The 13,956-nt window shown below is 70.1% G+C and carries 14 protein-coding genes; 5 read left to right on the top strand and 9 right to left on the bottom strand.

Annotated features, from left to right (window positions below; genetic code table 11):
• Positions 1-24: 24 nt before the first annotated feature.
• The 8 genes from TN53_RS24035 to TN53_RS24000 form a co-directional block, all read right to left on the bottom strand.
• Entirely contained in the window at positions 25-939 is a 915-nt protein-coding gene (locus TN53_RS24035) for a carbohydrate ABC transporter permease (RefSeq protein WP_046260691.1), read from the bottom strand.
• Positions 936-1,910 (bottom strand): carbohydrate ABC transporter permease, encoded by a 975-nt coding sequence (locus tag TN53_RS24030; protein WP_046260723.1) that lies wholly within the window; start codon positions 1,908-1,910, stop codon positions 936-938. Before TN53_RS24030 ends, TN53_RS24035 begins: the two co-directional genes overlap by 4 nt.
• Positions 1,911-1,921: 11 nt before the next feature.
• Positions 1,922-3,220, bottom strand: a complete 1,299-nt coding sequence (locus tag TN53_RS24025) for an ABC transporter substrate-binding protein (RefSeq protein ID WP_046260690.1) — start codon at positions 3,218-3,220, stop codon at positions 1,922-1,924.
• Positions 3,221-3,513: 293 nt separating this feature from the next.
• Positions 3,514-5,235 (bottom strand): copper resistance CopC/CopD family protein, encoded by a 1,722-nt coding sequence (locus tag TN53_RS24020; protein WP_046260689.1) that lies wholly within the window; start codon positions 5,233-5,235, stop codon positions 3,514-3,516.
• A 100-nt stretch (positions 5,236-5,335) separates the two neighbouring features.
• Positions 5,336-6,094, bottom strand: coding sequence for an SDR family NAD(P)-dependent oxidoreductase (locus TN53_RS24015; RefSeq protein WP_046260688.1), 759 nt, complete (start codon positions 6,092-6,094; stop codon positions 5,336-5,338).
• Positions 6,091-6,558, bottom strand: coding sequence for a cupin domain-containing protein (locus tag TN53_RS24010; RefSeq protein ID WP_046260687.1), 468 nt, complete (start codon positions 6,556-6,558; stop codon positions 6,091-6,093). Before TN53_RS24010 ends, TN53_RS24015 begins: the two co-directional genes overlap by 4 nt.
• On the bottom strand, positions 6,555-7,148 hold the full coding sequence (locus TN53_RS24005) for a GNAT family N-acetyltransferase (protein ID WP_046260686.1): 594 nt from the start codon (positions 7,146-7,148) through the stop codon (positions 6,555-6,557). The genes TN53_RS24010 and TN53_RS24005 overlap by 4 nt, the downstream gene beginning before the upstream one ends.
• Positions 7,141-9,204 carry a penicillin acylase family protein gene (locus TN53_RS24000; protein WP_046260685.1) on the bottom strand — a complete coding sequence of 688 codons (2,064 nt, stop codon included), beginning with the start codon at positions 9,202-9,204 and terminating at the stop codon, positions 7,141-7,143. Before TN53_RS24000 ends, TN53_RS24005 begins: the two co-directional genes overlap by 8 nt.
• Positions 9,205-9,282: 78 nt before the next feature.
• Here TN53_RS24000 and TN53_RS23995 point away from each other — a divergent pair, with 78 nt between their 5' ends.
• From TN53_RS23995 to TN53_RS23980, 4 genes are all read left to right on the top strand, one after another.
• On the top strand, positions 9,283-9,987 hold the full coding sequence (locus tag TN53_RS23995; RefSeq protein ID WP_046260684.1) for a siderophore-interacting protein: 705 nt from the start codon (positions 9,283-9,285) through the stop codon (positions 9,985-9,987).
• Positions 9,988-10,012: 25 nt separating this feature from the next.
• Positions 10,013-10,606 carry an HhH-GPD-type base excision DNA repair protein gene (locus TN53_RS23990; protein ID WP_046260722.1) on the top strand — a complete coding sequence of 198 codons (594 nt, stop codon included), beginning with the start codon at positions 10,013-10,015 and terminating at the stop codon, positions 10,604-10,606.
• Between the two features lie 55 nt (positions 10,607-10,661).
• Positions 10,662-11,318: an HdeD family acid-resistance protein gene (locus TN53_RS23985; RefSeq protein ID WP_046260683.1), complete on the top strand. Its 657-nt coding sequence runs from the start codon at positions 10,662-10,664 to the stop codon at positions 11,316-11,318.
• 69 nt (positions 11,319-11,387) lie between these two features.
• The gene (locus TN53_RS23980) at positions 11,388-11,693 is read left to right on the top strand and encodes a hypothetical protein (protein WP_046260682.1); all 306 of its coding nucleotides are present in this window, start codon (positions 11,388-11,390) and stop codon (positions 11,691-11,693) included.
• Between the two features lie 199 nt (positions 11,694-11,892).
• Here the strand turns inward: TN53_RS23980 and TN53_RS23975 are convergent, their stop codons facing one another.
• Complete coding sequence (locus TN53_RS23975; protein WP_046260681.1) at positions 11,893-13,476, bottom strand: helicase HerA-like domain-containing protein; 1,584 nt, start codon at positions 13,474-13,476, stop codon at positions 11,893-11,895.
• 103 nt (positions 13,477-13,579) lie between these two features.
• Here TN53_RS23975 and TN53_RS23970 point away from each other — a divergent pair, with 103 nt between their 5' ends.
• Positions 13,580-13,876, top strand: coding sequence for a type II toxin-antitoxin system VapB family antitoxin (locus TN53_RS23970; RefSeq protein ID WP_003999914.1), 297 nt, complete (start codon positions 13,580-13,582; stop codon positions 13,874-13,876).
• The last annotated feature ends 80 nt before the right edge of the window (positions 13,877-13,956 follow it).

The following is a 13,956-nucleotide window of genomic DNA, read 5'->3' as shown; positions in this document are numbered from 1 at the left end:
GTTCTCTTTCGAACAGGAAGGGCGTCAGCCCTTGTTGGCGCCCAGCGTCAGACCGCTGACGAACTGCCGCTGGAGCACGAAGTACACGATCAGCGTCGGGACGGCGGTCAGCAGGGCGCCGGCGGCGATGAGGTTGGGGTCGGTGAAGTACTGGCCGGAGAGGTTGTTCAGGGCCGAGGTGATCGGCATGTTCTCACCGGTGGAGATCAGCACGAGAGCCCAGAAGAAGTCGTTGTAGATCCAGATGGACAGCAACGTGCCCAGGGCCGCCATCGCCGGCTTGCACAGCGGCAGCACGATCTGCCAGTACAGCCGCCACACCGAGGCGCCGTCGACGAGCGCGGCCTCGGTCAGCTCGTGCGGGAGCATCTTCATGTAGTTGGCCAGCACGAAGGCGCAGAAGCCGGACTGGAACGCCACATGGATGAGGACCAGGCCGAGCGCGGAGTCGTACAGCTTGCCGGACATGGTGATGCCGGGCAGGTCGACGAGCAGGTAGAGGCGGTACAGCGGGGTGATGATGACCTGCTGCGGGAGCAGGTTGCCGGCCGTGAAGAGCAGCAGCAGGAAGAGGTTGACGCGGAAGTCGAAGCGGCTGACGTAGAACGCGACCATCGACGACAGGAACAGGGTCACCAGCACGGCCGGCACCGCGATCAGCATGGTGTTGCCGAAGTAGTGCGTCATGTCCGACTGCGTGAACGCGTTCGTGAAGTTGTCGAAGGTCAGCTTGTCCGGCCAGGACACATAGCCCTTCTCGCTGGTCTCGGCGTACGGCCGCAGGGCCGCGTAGATCGCCCAGAGCAGCGGGGCCAGCCAGGCCAGCGACATGGACACGAGGAAGACGTGCAGCAGGACGCGGCCGGGGCGCAGGGGTGCGCGCTTCTTCAACGCGTGCTTGTTCAACGCGTGCTTGTTCAGGGGCAGGGCCGTGCTCATGCTCGTCGCTCCTTCCGGAAGGTGCTCACCAGGTACGGGATGATCACGACGAGCGAGATCAGCAGCAGCACGACGGCGATCGCGGAGCCGTATCCGATCCGGCTGGACTCACCGATGATGTTGTTGGTCACGAGGATCGACAGCAGCTCGGTGCCCTCGGCGCCCTTGTTGAAGACGAAGACCAGGTCGAAGGCGCGCAGCGCCTCGATGATGGTGACGACCAGGACGATGGTGTTGGTGGGGCGCAGGGTCGGGAAGATGACGTTCTTGAACGTCTGCCACTCGCCCGCGCCGTCCAGGGCCGAGGCCTCGCGCAGCGAGGGGTCGACGCCCTTCAGGCCCGCCAGGTACAGGATCATCATGTAGCCGGTGTGCCGCCAGGACGCGGCGATGAGGATGGACCACAGGTTGAGGTCCGGGTCGCCGATCCAGTCGATGTAATGGCCGGGCTTGTTGGCCCCGATGATGCTGTTGATCAGGCCGGTGTCGGGGTTGTAGACGAGCTGCCAGACGAATCCGATGACCGCCATCGACAGCACGACGGGCAGGAAGAACGCGGTCTGGTAGACCCGGCTGAAGCGGATGTTCTTGTCCAGCTGGACGGCCAGGAACAGGCCGAGCGGCGTCGGGATGAGGATGAGCACGACGAACCAGATGGCGTTGTGCTCGACGGCCGGCCAGAACTGCGGGTTGTTGGTGAACAGTTCACGGAAGTTGTCGAACCCGACCCAGTGGATCGAGTCGAAGCCGATGCCGTCCCAGGTGGTGAAGGCCAGCGCGATCGACGCGAAGGCCGTCACCCAGACCAGGGCGACATGCAGGATCGTCGGCAGGGTCGCCATCAGGCCCAGGGTGAGCCGGTCGCGACGGGTCAGGAGCCGGCGGTGCCCGGTGGGCACCTTGCGCGGGGCGGCGCCCGAAGGCGGCACGGGGGTTGCCGCCTTCGGGGACTCGGTGGTGTCGGTGGTCATGTCGCTGCCGATCACGAGGACGCGAAGATGGTCTTCTTCTGGCGCTCGATCGACGAGAGCAGACTGTCGATCCCCTTGGGGTCGCGGATGAACTTCTGCAGCGCGGGCTGCATCACCGTGGAGGTGAAGTCCGGGCGGCTGTCGCGGTCCATGAACTGCGTCAGGTGCTTGGCGCCGGAGATCATCTCGTACGCCTTCTTCTGCAGGGCGCTGTACGAGGAGGTGTCGGCGTTGGACGCGGCCGCGACGACGTTCGGGTCGGACTTGAGGTAGATCTGCTCGGCGGCCGGGGTGCCCAGGTACTGCAGCAGCTTGACCGCGGCGGCCTTGTTCTTCGGGGCCGTGGAGAGCATGAAGCCGTCGGTGGGCGCCTCGACGGTGTCCTGGCCGAACTCGGAGGTGATCTCCGGGAAGGCGAAGAAGTCGAGGTCCTCGCGGTCTGCCTCGTTGGTGAACTGCTGGCCCACGAAGGTGCCCAGCAGGTACATGCCGGCCTTCTTCGACACCAGGGTCTGCGCGGCGTCCTGCCAGGTGCGGCCGACGGCGCCGTCCTGGTGGTAGGGGAGCAGCTCGGCCCACAGGTCGAAGGCCTTGCGCACCTTGGCGTCGGTCCAGGAGGCCTTTCCGGCCATCAGCTCGACGTGGAAGTCGTAGCCGTTGGTACGGAAGTTGATCTGGTCGAAGGTGCCGAGCGCGGGCCAGGCGTCCTTGTCACCGAAGGCGATCGGCACGAGGCCGTCCTTCTTCATCTGCTTGCACAGGGCGACCAGCTGGTCCCACGTGGTGGGAACCTCGTAGCCCTTCTCCTGGAAGACGCTCTTGCGGTAGAAGAGCGCCCACGGGTAGGTGTACAGCGGCACGAAGTAGTACTTGCCGTCCGCGCCCTTGCTGAGCGCCTTCATCGCGTCGGGGAAGTTGCCCTCGATGGTCTTCCACACGTCGTCGATCGGCGTGGCCAGTCCCTTGCCCGCGAAGAACTGCATGCGGTACCCGGCGAACCAGTTGAACACGTCGTCCGGCGTGCCCTGCAGATACGAGTTGATCTGCTCCTGGAACGTGTTGTGGTCCTTGGTGTTCACGTCGACCGTGATCCCGGACTGCTTCTTGTAGGCGGCGTAGATGTCCGCGAACGCCTTCTTCGGCACCGCGTCGGACGCGTTCGACCCGACGGTGACGGTCTTCGGGTCGGCCGAGGTGCCGCTGCCGCCACAGGCGCTCAGCAGGGGGATGCCGGCACCGAGGACGGCGGCGCCGCCTATGCCGCGCAGGACGGAACGGCGGCTCGCGGAGGGGAGGGAGAAGTCGGGCATGAACGGCTCCAGAAGGGCAGGGGTTCGGCCAGGCAGGGGAGTGTGTCGAGGTCCGTCGTAAACGACCAGAAATCAACTTGACCGAACACGGTGGCGTAATGACAGCTGTATGTCCTGTCATTGGTCAAGAGATGACGGTCACCTTTCCCGAAACGTGACCGACACGTCCAAGATCGATCCTGATCGTCCGAATCGCCTTCGACCTGTCGAACGAAGGCCGATGATTTTGCGCCACGCGCACGTAGACGGCCCCACACCCCGGTCGGGGTGTGGGGCCGTCTACGTGTTCGGTTCTAGTGGATCTCGACCGGCTTCGTCTCACTGACCTGGTCGATATCGGAGACCCGGACCGTCACCTTCATCTCCCAGGTGCCGGCGATCGGCAGGTCGAGGTCGTCGGTTCCCCAGTAGCCGCCCTTGTCGGTCAGCTCGGCGTCCAGCGGGCCGATGTCCTGGGACGGGAGGGAGAAGGAGAGGCGCAGCTCGGGGACGATGGCGAAGCCGCCCTCGGCGTCGAGGACCACCGCCTCCACGGTGTTCCGGCCGACCCGCCCGGAGTCCAGGGTGATCTGCACCTGGCCCCGCGCGCCGCCGATCTCGAACGGGACGTAGCTGACGGAGGCGACCGGCAGCCCGGCGGCCGCGGGGCTCTTGGCGGCCTCCTCCTCCGCCCGGCCCGGCACGGTCCCGGTGAGGACGGTGGTGAGCACCAGCACGACCACACCCACGGCGACCTCGGCGAGGACGGACCGCCGAAGCCCCCGGCGGTCCGGAACCACCGGCGGGGGCTCCGGCGGGCCGTCCGGCAGTGCCGGCCCGCCCACCGGCTCCGGCACCCGTTCCCGTACGACGGTCCGGGCGCCGGCCGTCGCCAGGCGTACCGTCCACAGCCGCGAGAACCCGGCCGCCGTCAGCAGCACGACCACCGCGATCAGCTTGGCGACCAGGAGCCGGCCGTACGTCGTGTCGGTGAGCGCGGACCAGGAGCCCAGGCCGCGCCAGGACTGGTAGACGCCGGTGAGGACCAGCACGGTCACGGAGACGAAGGCGAGGCGGGAGAAGCGGGCGACCGTGGCCGGTTCGACGACCGCCGCCCGGTACAGCGTGACGACCAGTGCCGTCAGACCGCCCAGCCAGGCCGCCATCGCCAGGACGTGCAGGACCGAGGAGGCCATCGCCACCGGCACCTGGAGGCCGGCGGAGGCGTGCTCACCGGCGGCCCAGGTGAGGGCGAGGCCGAGGGCGAGGGCGGCGCCGATCGCGTAGGAGGACCGGCGGCGCCGGAACAGCCGCAGGAGGAAGATGGCCGTCGGTGCGAGCAGCACCAGCCGGGCCAGCAGCACCAGCCCCGGCCGGCTCGTCACCGTCCGTTCGAAGGCCGCGGCGTCGAAGGCCGTCGCGGGGCCCGTGCCGGCCTCGTAGGGCGCCCGCAGCACGAACAGCGCGACCGTGGCCCCCACCAGCGTCCACCAGCCGACCCGCAGCAGCCTGGGCAGGACGCTGGGATCCGCCGGGCGGCAGAACGCCAGGAAGACCGCCGTGCCGATGAGCAGCGCCACCGCGAGATAGGCCAGGTAGCGGGCGATGTTGTAGAGGCCGTTCGTCGCCGGGTTCTCCACGGGTCCCGGGTCCACGGTCACCGCCGTCGCGGAGGGCTTCCCGACGGAGAAGGTGAACGCCCCCGACACCGGATGGCTGTCCGCCGAGACGACCCGCCAGGCCACCGTGAAGGTGCCCTCGCCGAGCCCGGAGGCGGGCAGCGAGACCCGGGCGGTGTCCGAGCTCCCCGGCACATGCTCGGCCTCCCCCGTGCGCACCCGCTCGTTCTTCGGGCTCAGCACGCGGAAGGAGTCGTCGAGCAGACCGACGGACTCGGTGAAGGTCAGGGTGATGTACCCCGGGGCGGACTTGAGGACGGTTCCGTCCTCGGGGTCGGCGGAGCGGAGGGCGGCATGGGCCGACGCCGGTCCCGCGCCGCCGAAGAGGAGCAGGACCAGCACGGTGCCCAGCAGCACCAGCCCTTGAACTCGCCGCCGTCCTCGTCCACCGTCACGCTCCACGTCAATACTCCGTCCCGCAGCTCCGGGATATGTACGGACAGCGGCGCCGGAACGCTCACCACGTGGGCCGCGCCGACACTCCGCCGTCGACGACCAGGTCCTGCCCGGTGATCCAGGAGGCGAGCGGCGAGGCGAGGAACACACAGGCGTCGCCGACGTCCTCGGGGCGGCCCAGCCGGCCCAGGGGCGCCTTCGCATGCCACCGTTCCACGCCCTGCGGCCAGTCCGACGCCAGCCCCTCCCGGTCGATCAGCCCGGGCGAGACGCTGTTGACGCGGATGCCGCGAGGCCCGTACTCCAGGGCCGCCGACCGGGCGTGCATCACCAGGGCGGCCTTGGACGCGCAGTAGTGGGCGTGCCCGGTGGCGGGACCGTGCGCCTCGATCGAGGCGATGTGCGTCACCGAGCCACCTCCGTGCTCCATGACCTCCGCCGCCGCCTGCGTGCACGCGAAGGCGCTCGTCAGGTTGGTGTCGACGACCTCCCGCCACTCGGCGGCCGTCATCCCGAGCAGCTCCCGCACCGGCTGCACCCCCGCGTTGTTGACCAGCGCGGTCAGTCCGCCGCCCCACGCGTCCGCCTCCCGGACCAGTTCCCGGCAGTCGTTCTCGTCCGTCAGATCCGCCTGGAGGACGACGGCCCGCGCGCCCGACTCCCGGACCCGGGCCGCCACTTCCTCCGCCGCCGTCACCGCCGTACGGCAGTGCACGACGACCGCGGCCGCCCCCTGTTCGGCGAACCGCACCGCGATCCCCCGCCCGATACCGCCGCCCGCGCCCGTGACGAGGGCGACCTGTCCTTCGAGGAGTCTCATGGCCGACACAGTCGCGCGATCCGGTCGGCCTCCGCGGGATGCTGCGCCATCAGGGCCTCGGAGTCGCCGTGCTCATAGCCCTCGTAGGTGAACCCGGGAGCCATCGTGCAGCCGAAGAACGTCCACGCGCCCCGCGTGCGCGCCCCCATCCAGGTCCCGCCGGGGACGGTCAGCTGGACGTGCTGACCGGCGAGGACGTCGGGGCCCAGCACCGGAGAACTCGACGTGCCGTCCGGGGACAGGAGCAGGAGTTCCAGGGGGTCGCCGAGGTAGAAGTGCCAGATCTCGTCGCCGGGCAGGCGGTGCAGGGCGGAGAAGTCGCCGGCGGTGAGCAGGGCGACTATGGCCGAGCCCTCCGGTCTGCCGTCCGCGCGCTCGGGGCCCGCCCAGGTACGGCGGAACAGGCCCCCCTCGCGCGGGATCGGCTCCAGTCCGTAATGGGCGACGAGGTCTTCCGGGGTCACGCCGGGAAGGCTACCTCCCTGGCCAGGAAGGCCAGTTGAGCGTGCTTCTCGGGCAGCTGCACATCCGGGATGTCGATCTCCGGCAGCACGACCTTCTCCCCGGCCACGAACCCCTGCCGCAGGAACCGGGCGATCGCCTTCTCGTTGCGTACGTCGGGATCGACCACGACCCGCTCGCGGCCCAGGCCGAGCAGGACGTACGACGCGACGGCGCCCAGCAGCGCCGACGACCAGCCGGACCGTCCGCCGTCCGCTCCGGCCGGCGCGAGCAGCAGATGGACGCCGATGTCACCGGGCTCGACGGGGTAGCACTCGCTGACCCGGTCGGCCTCCGGCTCATAGGTCTGGAGCAGTCCGACCGGCTCGCCGTCCTTCTCCAGCAGATAGGCGTGGTGGGTGTCGAGGGTGTCCATATGGGCGTAGATCTCGGCCACTTGGTCCTGGGTGAGGCCGTTCATGCCCCAGAAGACGGCCCGTTCCTCGCTGACCCAACCGTGCAGCACCTCGGCGTCGGCCTTCGCGTCGAGGGTGCGCACGCGGACGGTGCCGAAGCCGTCGACCTCCTGCTCATGGACGTAGGTGTCAGACATCGCTCTCCTTGCTGAGCTGTTCGAAGTCGGTGACGACCGGGACGAGGCCGCCCGCCAGCCACAGGGGAAGTTGATCACGGTGATGGGGCGAGCCGGGCACGCCCGAGGCACCGAACGGCACCACCCAGCGGCTGTCCTCGCGCCGGGCCAGATCCCACACGTAGCGGGCGGCCGGACCCCGCGCGGCCAGGTCGGTCAGACCGGGCACGGCGGAGGTGCACAGCACGCAGTCGTGGTCGCCGGAGAGCCCGGGTTCGTCGTCCTTCTCGTACGACGTGTCCGGCAACGCCCGCCACGGGTACAGCCGATGGGTCTCGCCCCAGGCCGCGGGCGGCTTCCCGGCGGCCACCTCCTCGACGGCCGCGCGGATCTCGGCGGGACGGTCGATGCCGTACAACTCCTCGGCGCGCAGCAGGTGTTCGAGGGCGAAGCCGATGCGCGGCAGCAGGCCGAGCCAGGGGAGGAGGACCTCGGGGTAGGCGGGCGGGGCGGTCAGCGCGGCGAACGCGGGGTGGGCGGCGAGTCGGCGCACGACGGCGCCGCGCACCGCGGAGTAGAGGGCGGCGTCCTCGCTGTCCGCGTCCATGCGGCGGTTCCAGCGCAGCAGGGTGTCGGTGAGTCCGGCGGCCTGCGGGGTCAGATCCCGGAGGGCGGCGAGGTGGTCCAACAGGGGCCCGGCGGAGGCCAGATACGTGTCCATGTGGAGGGCGGGCATGTCCCCGGCCGACCACTTGTCCTTGCCCGCGAGCATCGCCGCGATGCGGTTCGCGCGGTGCGGCGGGGCGAACTCGACGCCGAGCGGTTGCGCCGGACCTCGCTGGTTGGCCATGACGGCGACGCCGTCCTCGGTGAGTCCGGCGCGGGGCATGTCATGCCAGCCCCGCCACTCGTGCCCAAGCTCCCAGGCGGGGACGACACGGGTGCGGTTGGCCTCGGACCGCACCGGCACCCGGCCCGCGACCCGGTGCAGCAGCCCGCCCTCGGTGTCGGCGGCCTGTACGACGTTGACCGGCTCGGCCCAGCTGTCGAAGGCCCGGTCCACGTCGGCGACCCGGCGGGCGCGCAGCAGGGGAAGCAGGGTGCTGAAGCCCAGGTCGCCGGTGACGCGAGGCGGGGTGCGGAGGCTGAGGGCGAGCGGCGTGCCGTCGTCGAGCCCCTCCGGGCCGCCGGCGATGACGGGCCCGCGCTCGGTCTCGATGACCTCGACCTCGACGGACTCCTCGCCGGCGACTTCGACGGTCTCGGTGTGCCGGTAGGCGCGCGTCCAACTCCCGTCCGGGCCAAGGGCCTCGACACCGGCCCCGGTCCGCCGCAGCCGCTCCTCGTACAGGTCCTGGTAGTCGGCCATGGCGTTGGTGATGGCCCAGGCGACCGTGCCGGTGTGGCCGAAGTGGGCGATGCCGGGGACGCCGGGGACGGCGAGGCCGACGACGTCGAACTCCGGGCAGGAGAGGTGGATCTGCTGGTAGACGCCCGGATCCTCGATGAAGCGGTGCGGGTCGCCGGCGATGACGGCCTGGCCTGTCACGGTCCGTTCGCCGCTCACCAGCCAGCCGTTGCTGCCGGAGGTGCCGGGACCGTCGACGGCGAAGAGCCCGACGGCCTCCTCGCCGAGGTGCTTGACGGCCTGCTCGCGCCAGAGCTTGGCGGGGAAGCCCGCGAAGAGGATGTGGGCACCGAGCCAGACGCCGAGGGGGGTCCAGGGCTCCCAGCGGCCGGGGGCACCCAGGGGCAGGGTGGCGTCGGCGAGGCCTTCGTTGACCCCGTCGACGTACGCCCGTACCCAGTCGGCCGTCTCCGGGTCCCGTCTCTCCAGATGCTCGAAGCAACGTCTCGCGGTGTCCTCCAGCCGGGCCCTGCGCGCGAACCGGTCCCAGGGCAGGGCGTCGGGGCCGAGGAGGGACGCCGAGGTGCCGCGGGCCCGGTGCCGCTCGACCTCCAGCTGCCAGGCCCGGTCGCGGGCGGTGACGTTGCCCTGGGCGCGGGCGAGTTCGCGCATGCTGTCGGCACGCAGATGCGGGACACCCCAGACATCCCGGTAGATCTCGGCGCTCACTCTGGGTCTCTCCTGTGCTTTAGGTTAGGCTCACCTAAGTAACTGGTGGTGGAATCGTACGCGAGGGGTGAAGAGGCGATGGGGCAGGGGCACGGCTGGGAGGGCGCGGTCCTCAGACTGCTGCGGGCGAGGGACTACGTCCTCACCGTCACCGGCGCCGAGGACGTCACCGCGACCTACCGGCGCATCCACCTCAGCGACGGCGGCATGCTCGCCGCGACCGGCGTCCACCCCACGATGTGGGTCCGGCTGTGGTTCTCCGACGCGGGCAAGCCGCACCAGCGGGCCTACACCCTCGTCGACCCGGACCCCGCGGCCGGCACCTTCGGCCTGGAGTTCGCCCTCCACGAGGGCGTGGCGAGCGACTGGGCCCGGAACGCGAAGCCCGGCGACACCATCGAGGCGACGGTCCACGGCACGGCGTTCGAGAACCCCGACCCGTCACCGACCCATGTCTTCGCGATCGGCGACCCGGCGTCCCTGCCCGCCATCAACTCCCTGCTCAAAGCACTGGACTCGGCCCCGGCGACGGTCTGGTTCGAGGGCGGCACGGACGGCCTCCCCTTCCGCACGGACCCGACCCGCCATGACGTCCGCCCGTCTTCATCCCTGGTCGACGAGGTGAAGAAGGACCTCCCCGACCTGCTCAAGGCCCACCCGGACGCGTACGTCTGGATCGCCTGCGACACGAAGACGACCCGCACCCTGTCCTCGTACGTCCGCAAGGACCTGGGCGTCCCCAAGGAGCGGATGCACGCGCTGGGGTACTGGCGGGCGGCCTGACCCCGTACGCGGCATGATCGACGTCATGGACGTCACCCTTCACCTCGCCCAGGACCCCGAGGCCGACGAGCTCCTCGGGCGCTCCCCGCTCGCCGCGCTGGTCGGGATGCTGCTGGACCAGCAGGTTCCGATGGAGTGGGCGTTCAAGGGGCCCCGGACGATCGCGGACCGGCTCGGCCTGGACGACCTGGACGCGCACGAGATCGCCGCGCAGGACCCGGACGCCTTCGCGACCCTGCTCTCGGACAAGCCTGCGGTCCACCGCTACCCGGGCTCCATGGCCAAGCGGATCCAGCAGCTGTGCCAGTACCTCGTCGAGCACTACGACGGCAACGCCGAGCTCGTCTGGAAGGGCGTGGACGACGGAGGCGAACTGCTCCGCCGGCTGGAGGACCTGCCCGGCTTCGGCAAGCAGAAGGCCCAGATCTTCCTGGCCCTGCTCGGCAAGCAGCTGGGCGTACAGCCGAAGGGCTGGCGGGAGGCGGCGGGCGCGTACGGCGAGGCCAGGTCCTTCCGGTCGGTCGCCGACATCACCGGCCCGGACTCGCTGGTCAAGGTACGGGCGCACAAGCAGGAGATGAAGGCGGCGGCGAAGGCGGCGAAGGCGGCCGGCAAGTAGGCCGATCGGCCCAGCCCACCGTGCGGGGCGGCCGTACGCGGTCCAAGCATGGACCATGACCGAGGCACCGCACGGCTCCTCCTGGGGCCGGGAGTTCGACGACCGCAGGGTCCACACGCAGCAGCGCGCCCATGAGCCCGAGCCGCCCGTCGAGGGCCCCCTGCACGCGCTGTCCAGGGCCGCCTGGCAGGTCGTCCTGCTCACCGGCATCGCCTCGCTGGTCCTGGGCGTCCTGGTGCTGGTCTGGCCGGGCTCCACGCTCCTCGCCACCGGCATCCTGTTCGGCGTCTACCTCGTCGTCAGCGGCGTCTTCCAGCTGGTCTCCGCCTTCGGCACGCACAAGACGACCGGGCTGCGCGTCCTCGCCTTCATCAGCGGCGCCCTGTCGATCCTGCTGGGCCTGTTCTGCTTCCGCGGCCCCATGCAGTCGCTCCTGCTGCTCGCCCTGTGGATCGGCATCGGCTGGCTCATCCGCGGGATCACCCAGACTCTGGCCGCCGCCTCCGATCCGTCGATGCCCGCCCGCGGCTGGCAGATCTTCCTCGGGATCGTCACGTTCCTCGCCGGGATCGTGCTGATCGACTCCCCCTTCGAGTCGGTCGCCGTCCTCACCGTGGTCGGCGGGATCTGGCTGGTCGCCGTGGGCATCGTCGAGATCGTCACGGCGGTACGGATGCGCGGGCAGGCCGGGAAAGTGCCGCGCACGGTGTGAGTAACCCGTGCGAGCGGATCTGACGGACGACGCGATGAACCTCGTACTCCCTGGGGCAGACCAGCAACCATGAGCAGCACCAGAACCTGGCTCCGAGCCTTTGTCCTGCTGCTCGCGCTGCTCGTGCCGGGCGGCCACGCCGGGGCGCACGCCGCCCTTGCCGTCGCCCCGGTCGCCGGCGAGGCCGCCGAGCACGACGTCGTGGACACGGCCCTGCGGCCACCGGCCCGCGCCGCCCACCGTCCCGTCGTACCCCTGCGCCCCGCACCCCGGCCCGCCCCGGCGCCCGGCGTCCCGGCGGGCCGCCCCCTCCCGGCGCCGCCGCGGCCGCCGTACGCCCTGCACACCCTGCGCTCGGTGGTCCTGCGCTGCTGACCGGCCCTCGCACCAGAGGTCAGTCACGCAGCGACGCAAGGAGCACGACCATGCCCATCGACCCGTACGCCGTCCTGCGCGCCCTCGTGCGCGCGGAGGCTTCCCGCAACGCGCCCAAGCCGCAGGTCCACGAGAAGCAGCCGCCGGTGAAGGAAGCGAAGCGCGGCTGATACGGCGGCGGAGGCGGGACCTTGCGGGGTCACCGCCTCCGCCGTGCCGTACCGAAGACCGAGCGGCTGATCTCGCGGCCGATCTGTGTCCCCAGGGAGCGGGCGAGGGACTTGAACACCCCGCTGCCGACGACCTGTTCGACGACGGAGGGCTGTTCTTTCTGCTCGGCTTTCCGGGGCCGTGCCTTCATCTCGTCCGGGCCCTTCGCCCCGCGGGACGCGTTCAACTTCTCGAACGCCGACTCTCTGTCCACAGCCTGTGCGTAACGTCCGTGGAGCGGCGAGGACCTGACCGCCTCGTCGAGGGCGCCGGCCTCGATCGGGCCCATCAGGGACTCGGGGGCCCGCAGCCGGGTCGCGGCGACGGGGGTCGGGGCGCCCTTCTCGCTGAGAACAGTCACCACGGCCTCACCCGTGCCGAGGCCGGTGAGCAGCTCCTCCAGGTCGTACGCGGAGTCGGGGAAGGTCCTCACGGTCGCCTTCAGCGCCTTCTGGTCGTCCGGCGTGAAGGCGCGCAGCGCATGCTGGACGCGATTGCCGAGCTGGGCCAGCACATCGGCGGGTACGTCCTTCGGCGACTGCGTCACGAAGAAGACACCGACCCCTTTCGAGCGAATCAGCCGGACGGTCTGCGTGATCGAGTCCAGGAACGCCTTCGAGGCGTCGTGGAAGAGCAGATGCGCCTCGTCGAAGAAGAAGACCAGCTTCGGCTTGTCGGCGTCCCCGACCTCGGGCAGATCGTGGAAGAGGTCGGCGAGCAGCCACATCAGGAACGTCGAGAACAGCTGCGGTTTGTCCTGTACGGCGGGCAGTTCGAGGACGGAGACCATGCCGCGCCCGTCCTCGGCCGTGCGCAGCAGCTCGTTCGTGTCGAACTCCGGCTCCCCGAAGAAGCCGGCCATGCCCTGCGCCTCGAAGGCGGTGAGGGAGCGCAGGATCACGCCCGCTGTCGCCGTGGACAGTCCGCCGATGTTCTTCAGCTCGCTCCTGCCCTCGTCCGAGGTCAGGAAGGTGACCACCGCCCTGAGGTCCTTGAGGTCGACCAGCTCCAGGCCCTTGGTGTCGGCGTAGTGGAAGATCAGGCCGAGCGACTGCTCCTGGGTCTGGTTGAGCTGGAGCACCTTGGACAGCAGCAGCGGGCCGAAGTCCGTGATCGTCGCCCGCACGGGGATCCCGTGACCGAGGCCGCCGAGGGCGTAGAACTCGGCCGGGAAGCCGGTCGCCGTCCACTCCTGATGTACGTCCGCGGCGCGGGCCTGCACCTTGTCGTTACGGGCTCCGGGCGCCGAGATCCCGGACACGTCGCCCTTGATGTCCGCGAGGAACACCGGCACACCCTGCGCCGAGAGCTGCTCGGCGATCAGCTGGAGCGTCTTGGTCTTGCCGGTGCCCGTCGCACCCGCCACGAGACCGTGCCGGTTCAGCATCGGCAACGGGATCCTGACCTGCGCGTCCGGCAGACACGCCCCGTCCCACAGGAGGGCGCCGAGATCGAGGGCGGGCCCGGTGAAGGCGTACCCGGAGGCGATCTCCAGGGCCTCCTTCGGAAGGGCCAGCGCACTCCCCGGGGCCTCGGGAACGGCGGCCTGCGGCATGGTCTCGCTGTCACTCATCTCAGGCACCCGTCCCGGCTTGCCCCCTTTTACGGCATCTTTCCAGCATCACACTCCGTCGCCATGGCTGCGCCCGGAAGGTCTTGACCGGTAGGCTTTCCGTGTGATCTTCAAGCGCATCGGAAACGGCCGGCCGTACCCCGACCATGGCCGGGAAAGCACCCGGCAGTGGGCGGACGTCGCGCCGCGCCCGGTCCGCCTCGATCAGCTGGTGACGACCAAGGGCCAGCTCGACCTGGAAACCCTGCTCGCCGAGGACTCCACCTTCTACGGCGACCTCTTCGCGCACGTCGTGAAGTGGCAGGGGGACCTGTATCTCGAGGACGGCCTCCACCGCGCGGTGCGGGCGGCGCTCCAGCAGCGCCAGGTGCTGCACGCGCGTGTGCTTGAGCTGGACTAAGCGGCGGACTTGTAAAGGGTTGGCCCTTTCGGGTTCTTCCGGCCCGAATCCAATGATCATTTAGTAGGCATCGCCGCCCC

It is taken from the genome of Streptomyces sp. WM6386 (assembly GCF_000972385.1).
Taxonomy (GTDB): domain Bacteria; phylum Actinomycetota; class Actinomycetes; order Streptomycetales; family Streptomycetaceae; genus Streptomyces.
This window is presented reverse-complemented; position numbering and strand designations above follow the sequence as displayed.

Excerpts from the sequence above, each read along its gene's own strand:
- TN53_RS24035 (WP_046260691.1), bottom strand. The coding sequence starts at position 939 with ATGAGCACGGCCCTGCCCCTGAACAAGCACGCGTTGAACAAGCACGCG.
- TN53_RS24030 (WP_046260723.1), bottom strand. The coding sequence starts at position 1,910 with ATGACCACCGACACCACCGAGTCCCCGAAGGCGGCAACCCCCGTGCCG.
- TN53_RS24025 (WP_046260690.1), bottom strand. The coding sequence starts at position 3,220 with ATGCCCGACTTCTCCCTCCCCTCCGCGAGCCGCCGTTCCGTCCTGCGC.
- TN53_RS24015 (WP_046260688.1), bottom strand. The coding sequence starts at position 6,094 with ATGAGACTCCTCGAAGGACAGGTCGCCCTCGTCACGGGCGCGGGCGGC.
- TN53_RS24005 (WP_046260686.1), bottom strand. The coding sequence starts at position 7,148 with ATGTCTGACACCTACGTCCATGAGCAGGAGGTCGACGGCTTCGGCACC.
- TN53_RS23995 (WP_046260684.1), top strand. The coding sequence starts at position 9,283 with ATGGGGCAGGGGCACGGCTGGGAGGGCGCGGTCCTCAGACTGCTGCGG.
- TN53_RS23990 (WP_046260722.1), top strand. The coding sequence starts at position 10,013 with ATGGACGTCACCCTTCACCTCGCCCAGGACCCCGAGGCCGACGAGCTC.
- TN53_RS23985 (WP_046260683.1), top strand. The coding sequence starts at position 10,662 with ATGACCGAGGCACCGCACGGCTCCTCCTGGGGCCGGGAGTTCGACGAC.
- TN53_RS23980 (WP_046260682.1), top strand. The coding sequence starts at position 11,388 with ATGAGCAGCACCAGAACCTGGCTCCGAGCCTTTGTCCTGCTGCTCGCG.
- TN53_RS23975 (WP_046260681.1), bottom strand. The coding sequence starts at position 13,476 with ATGAGTGACAGCGAGACCATGCCGCAGGCCGCCGTTCCCGAGGCCCCG.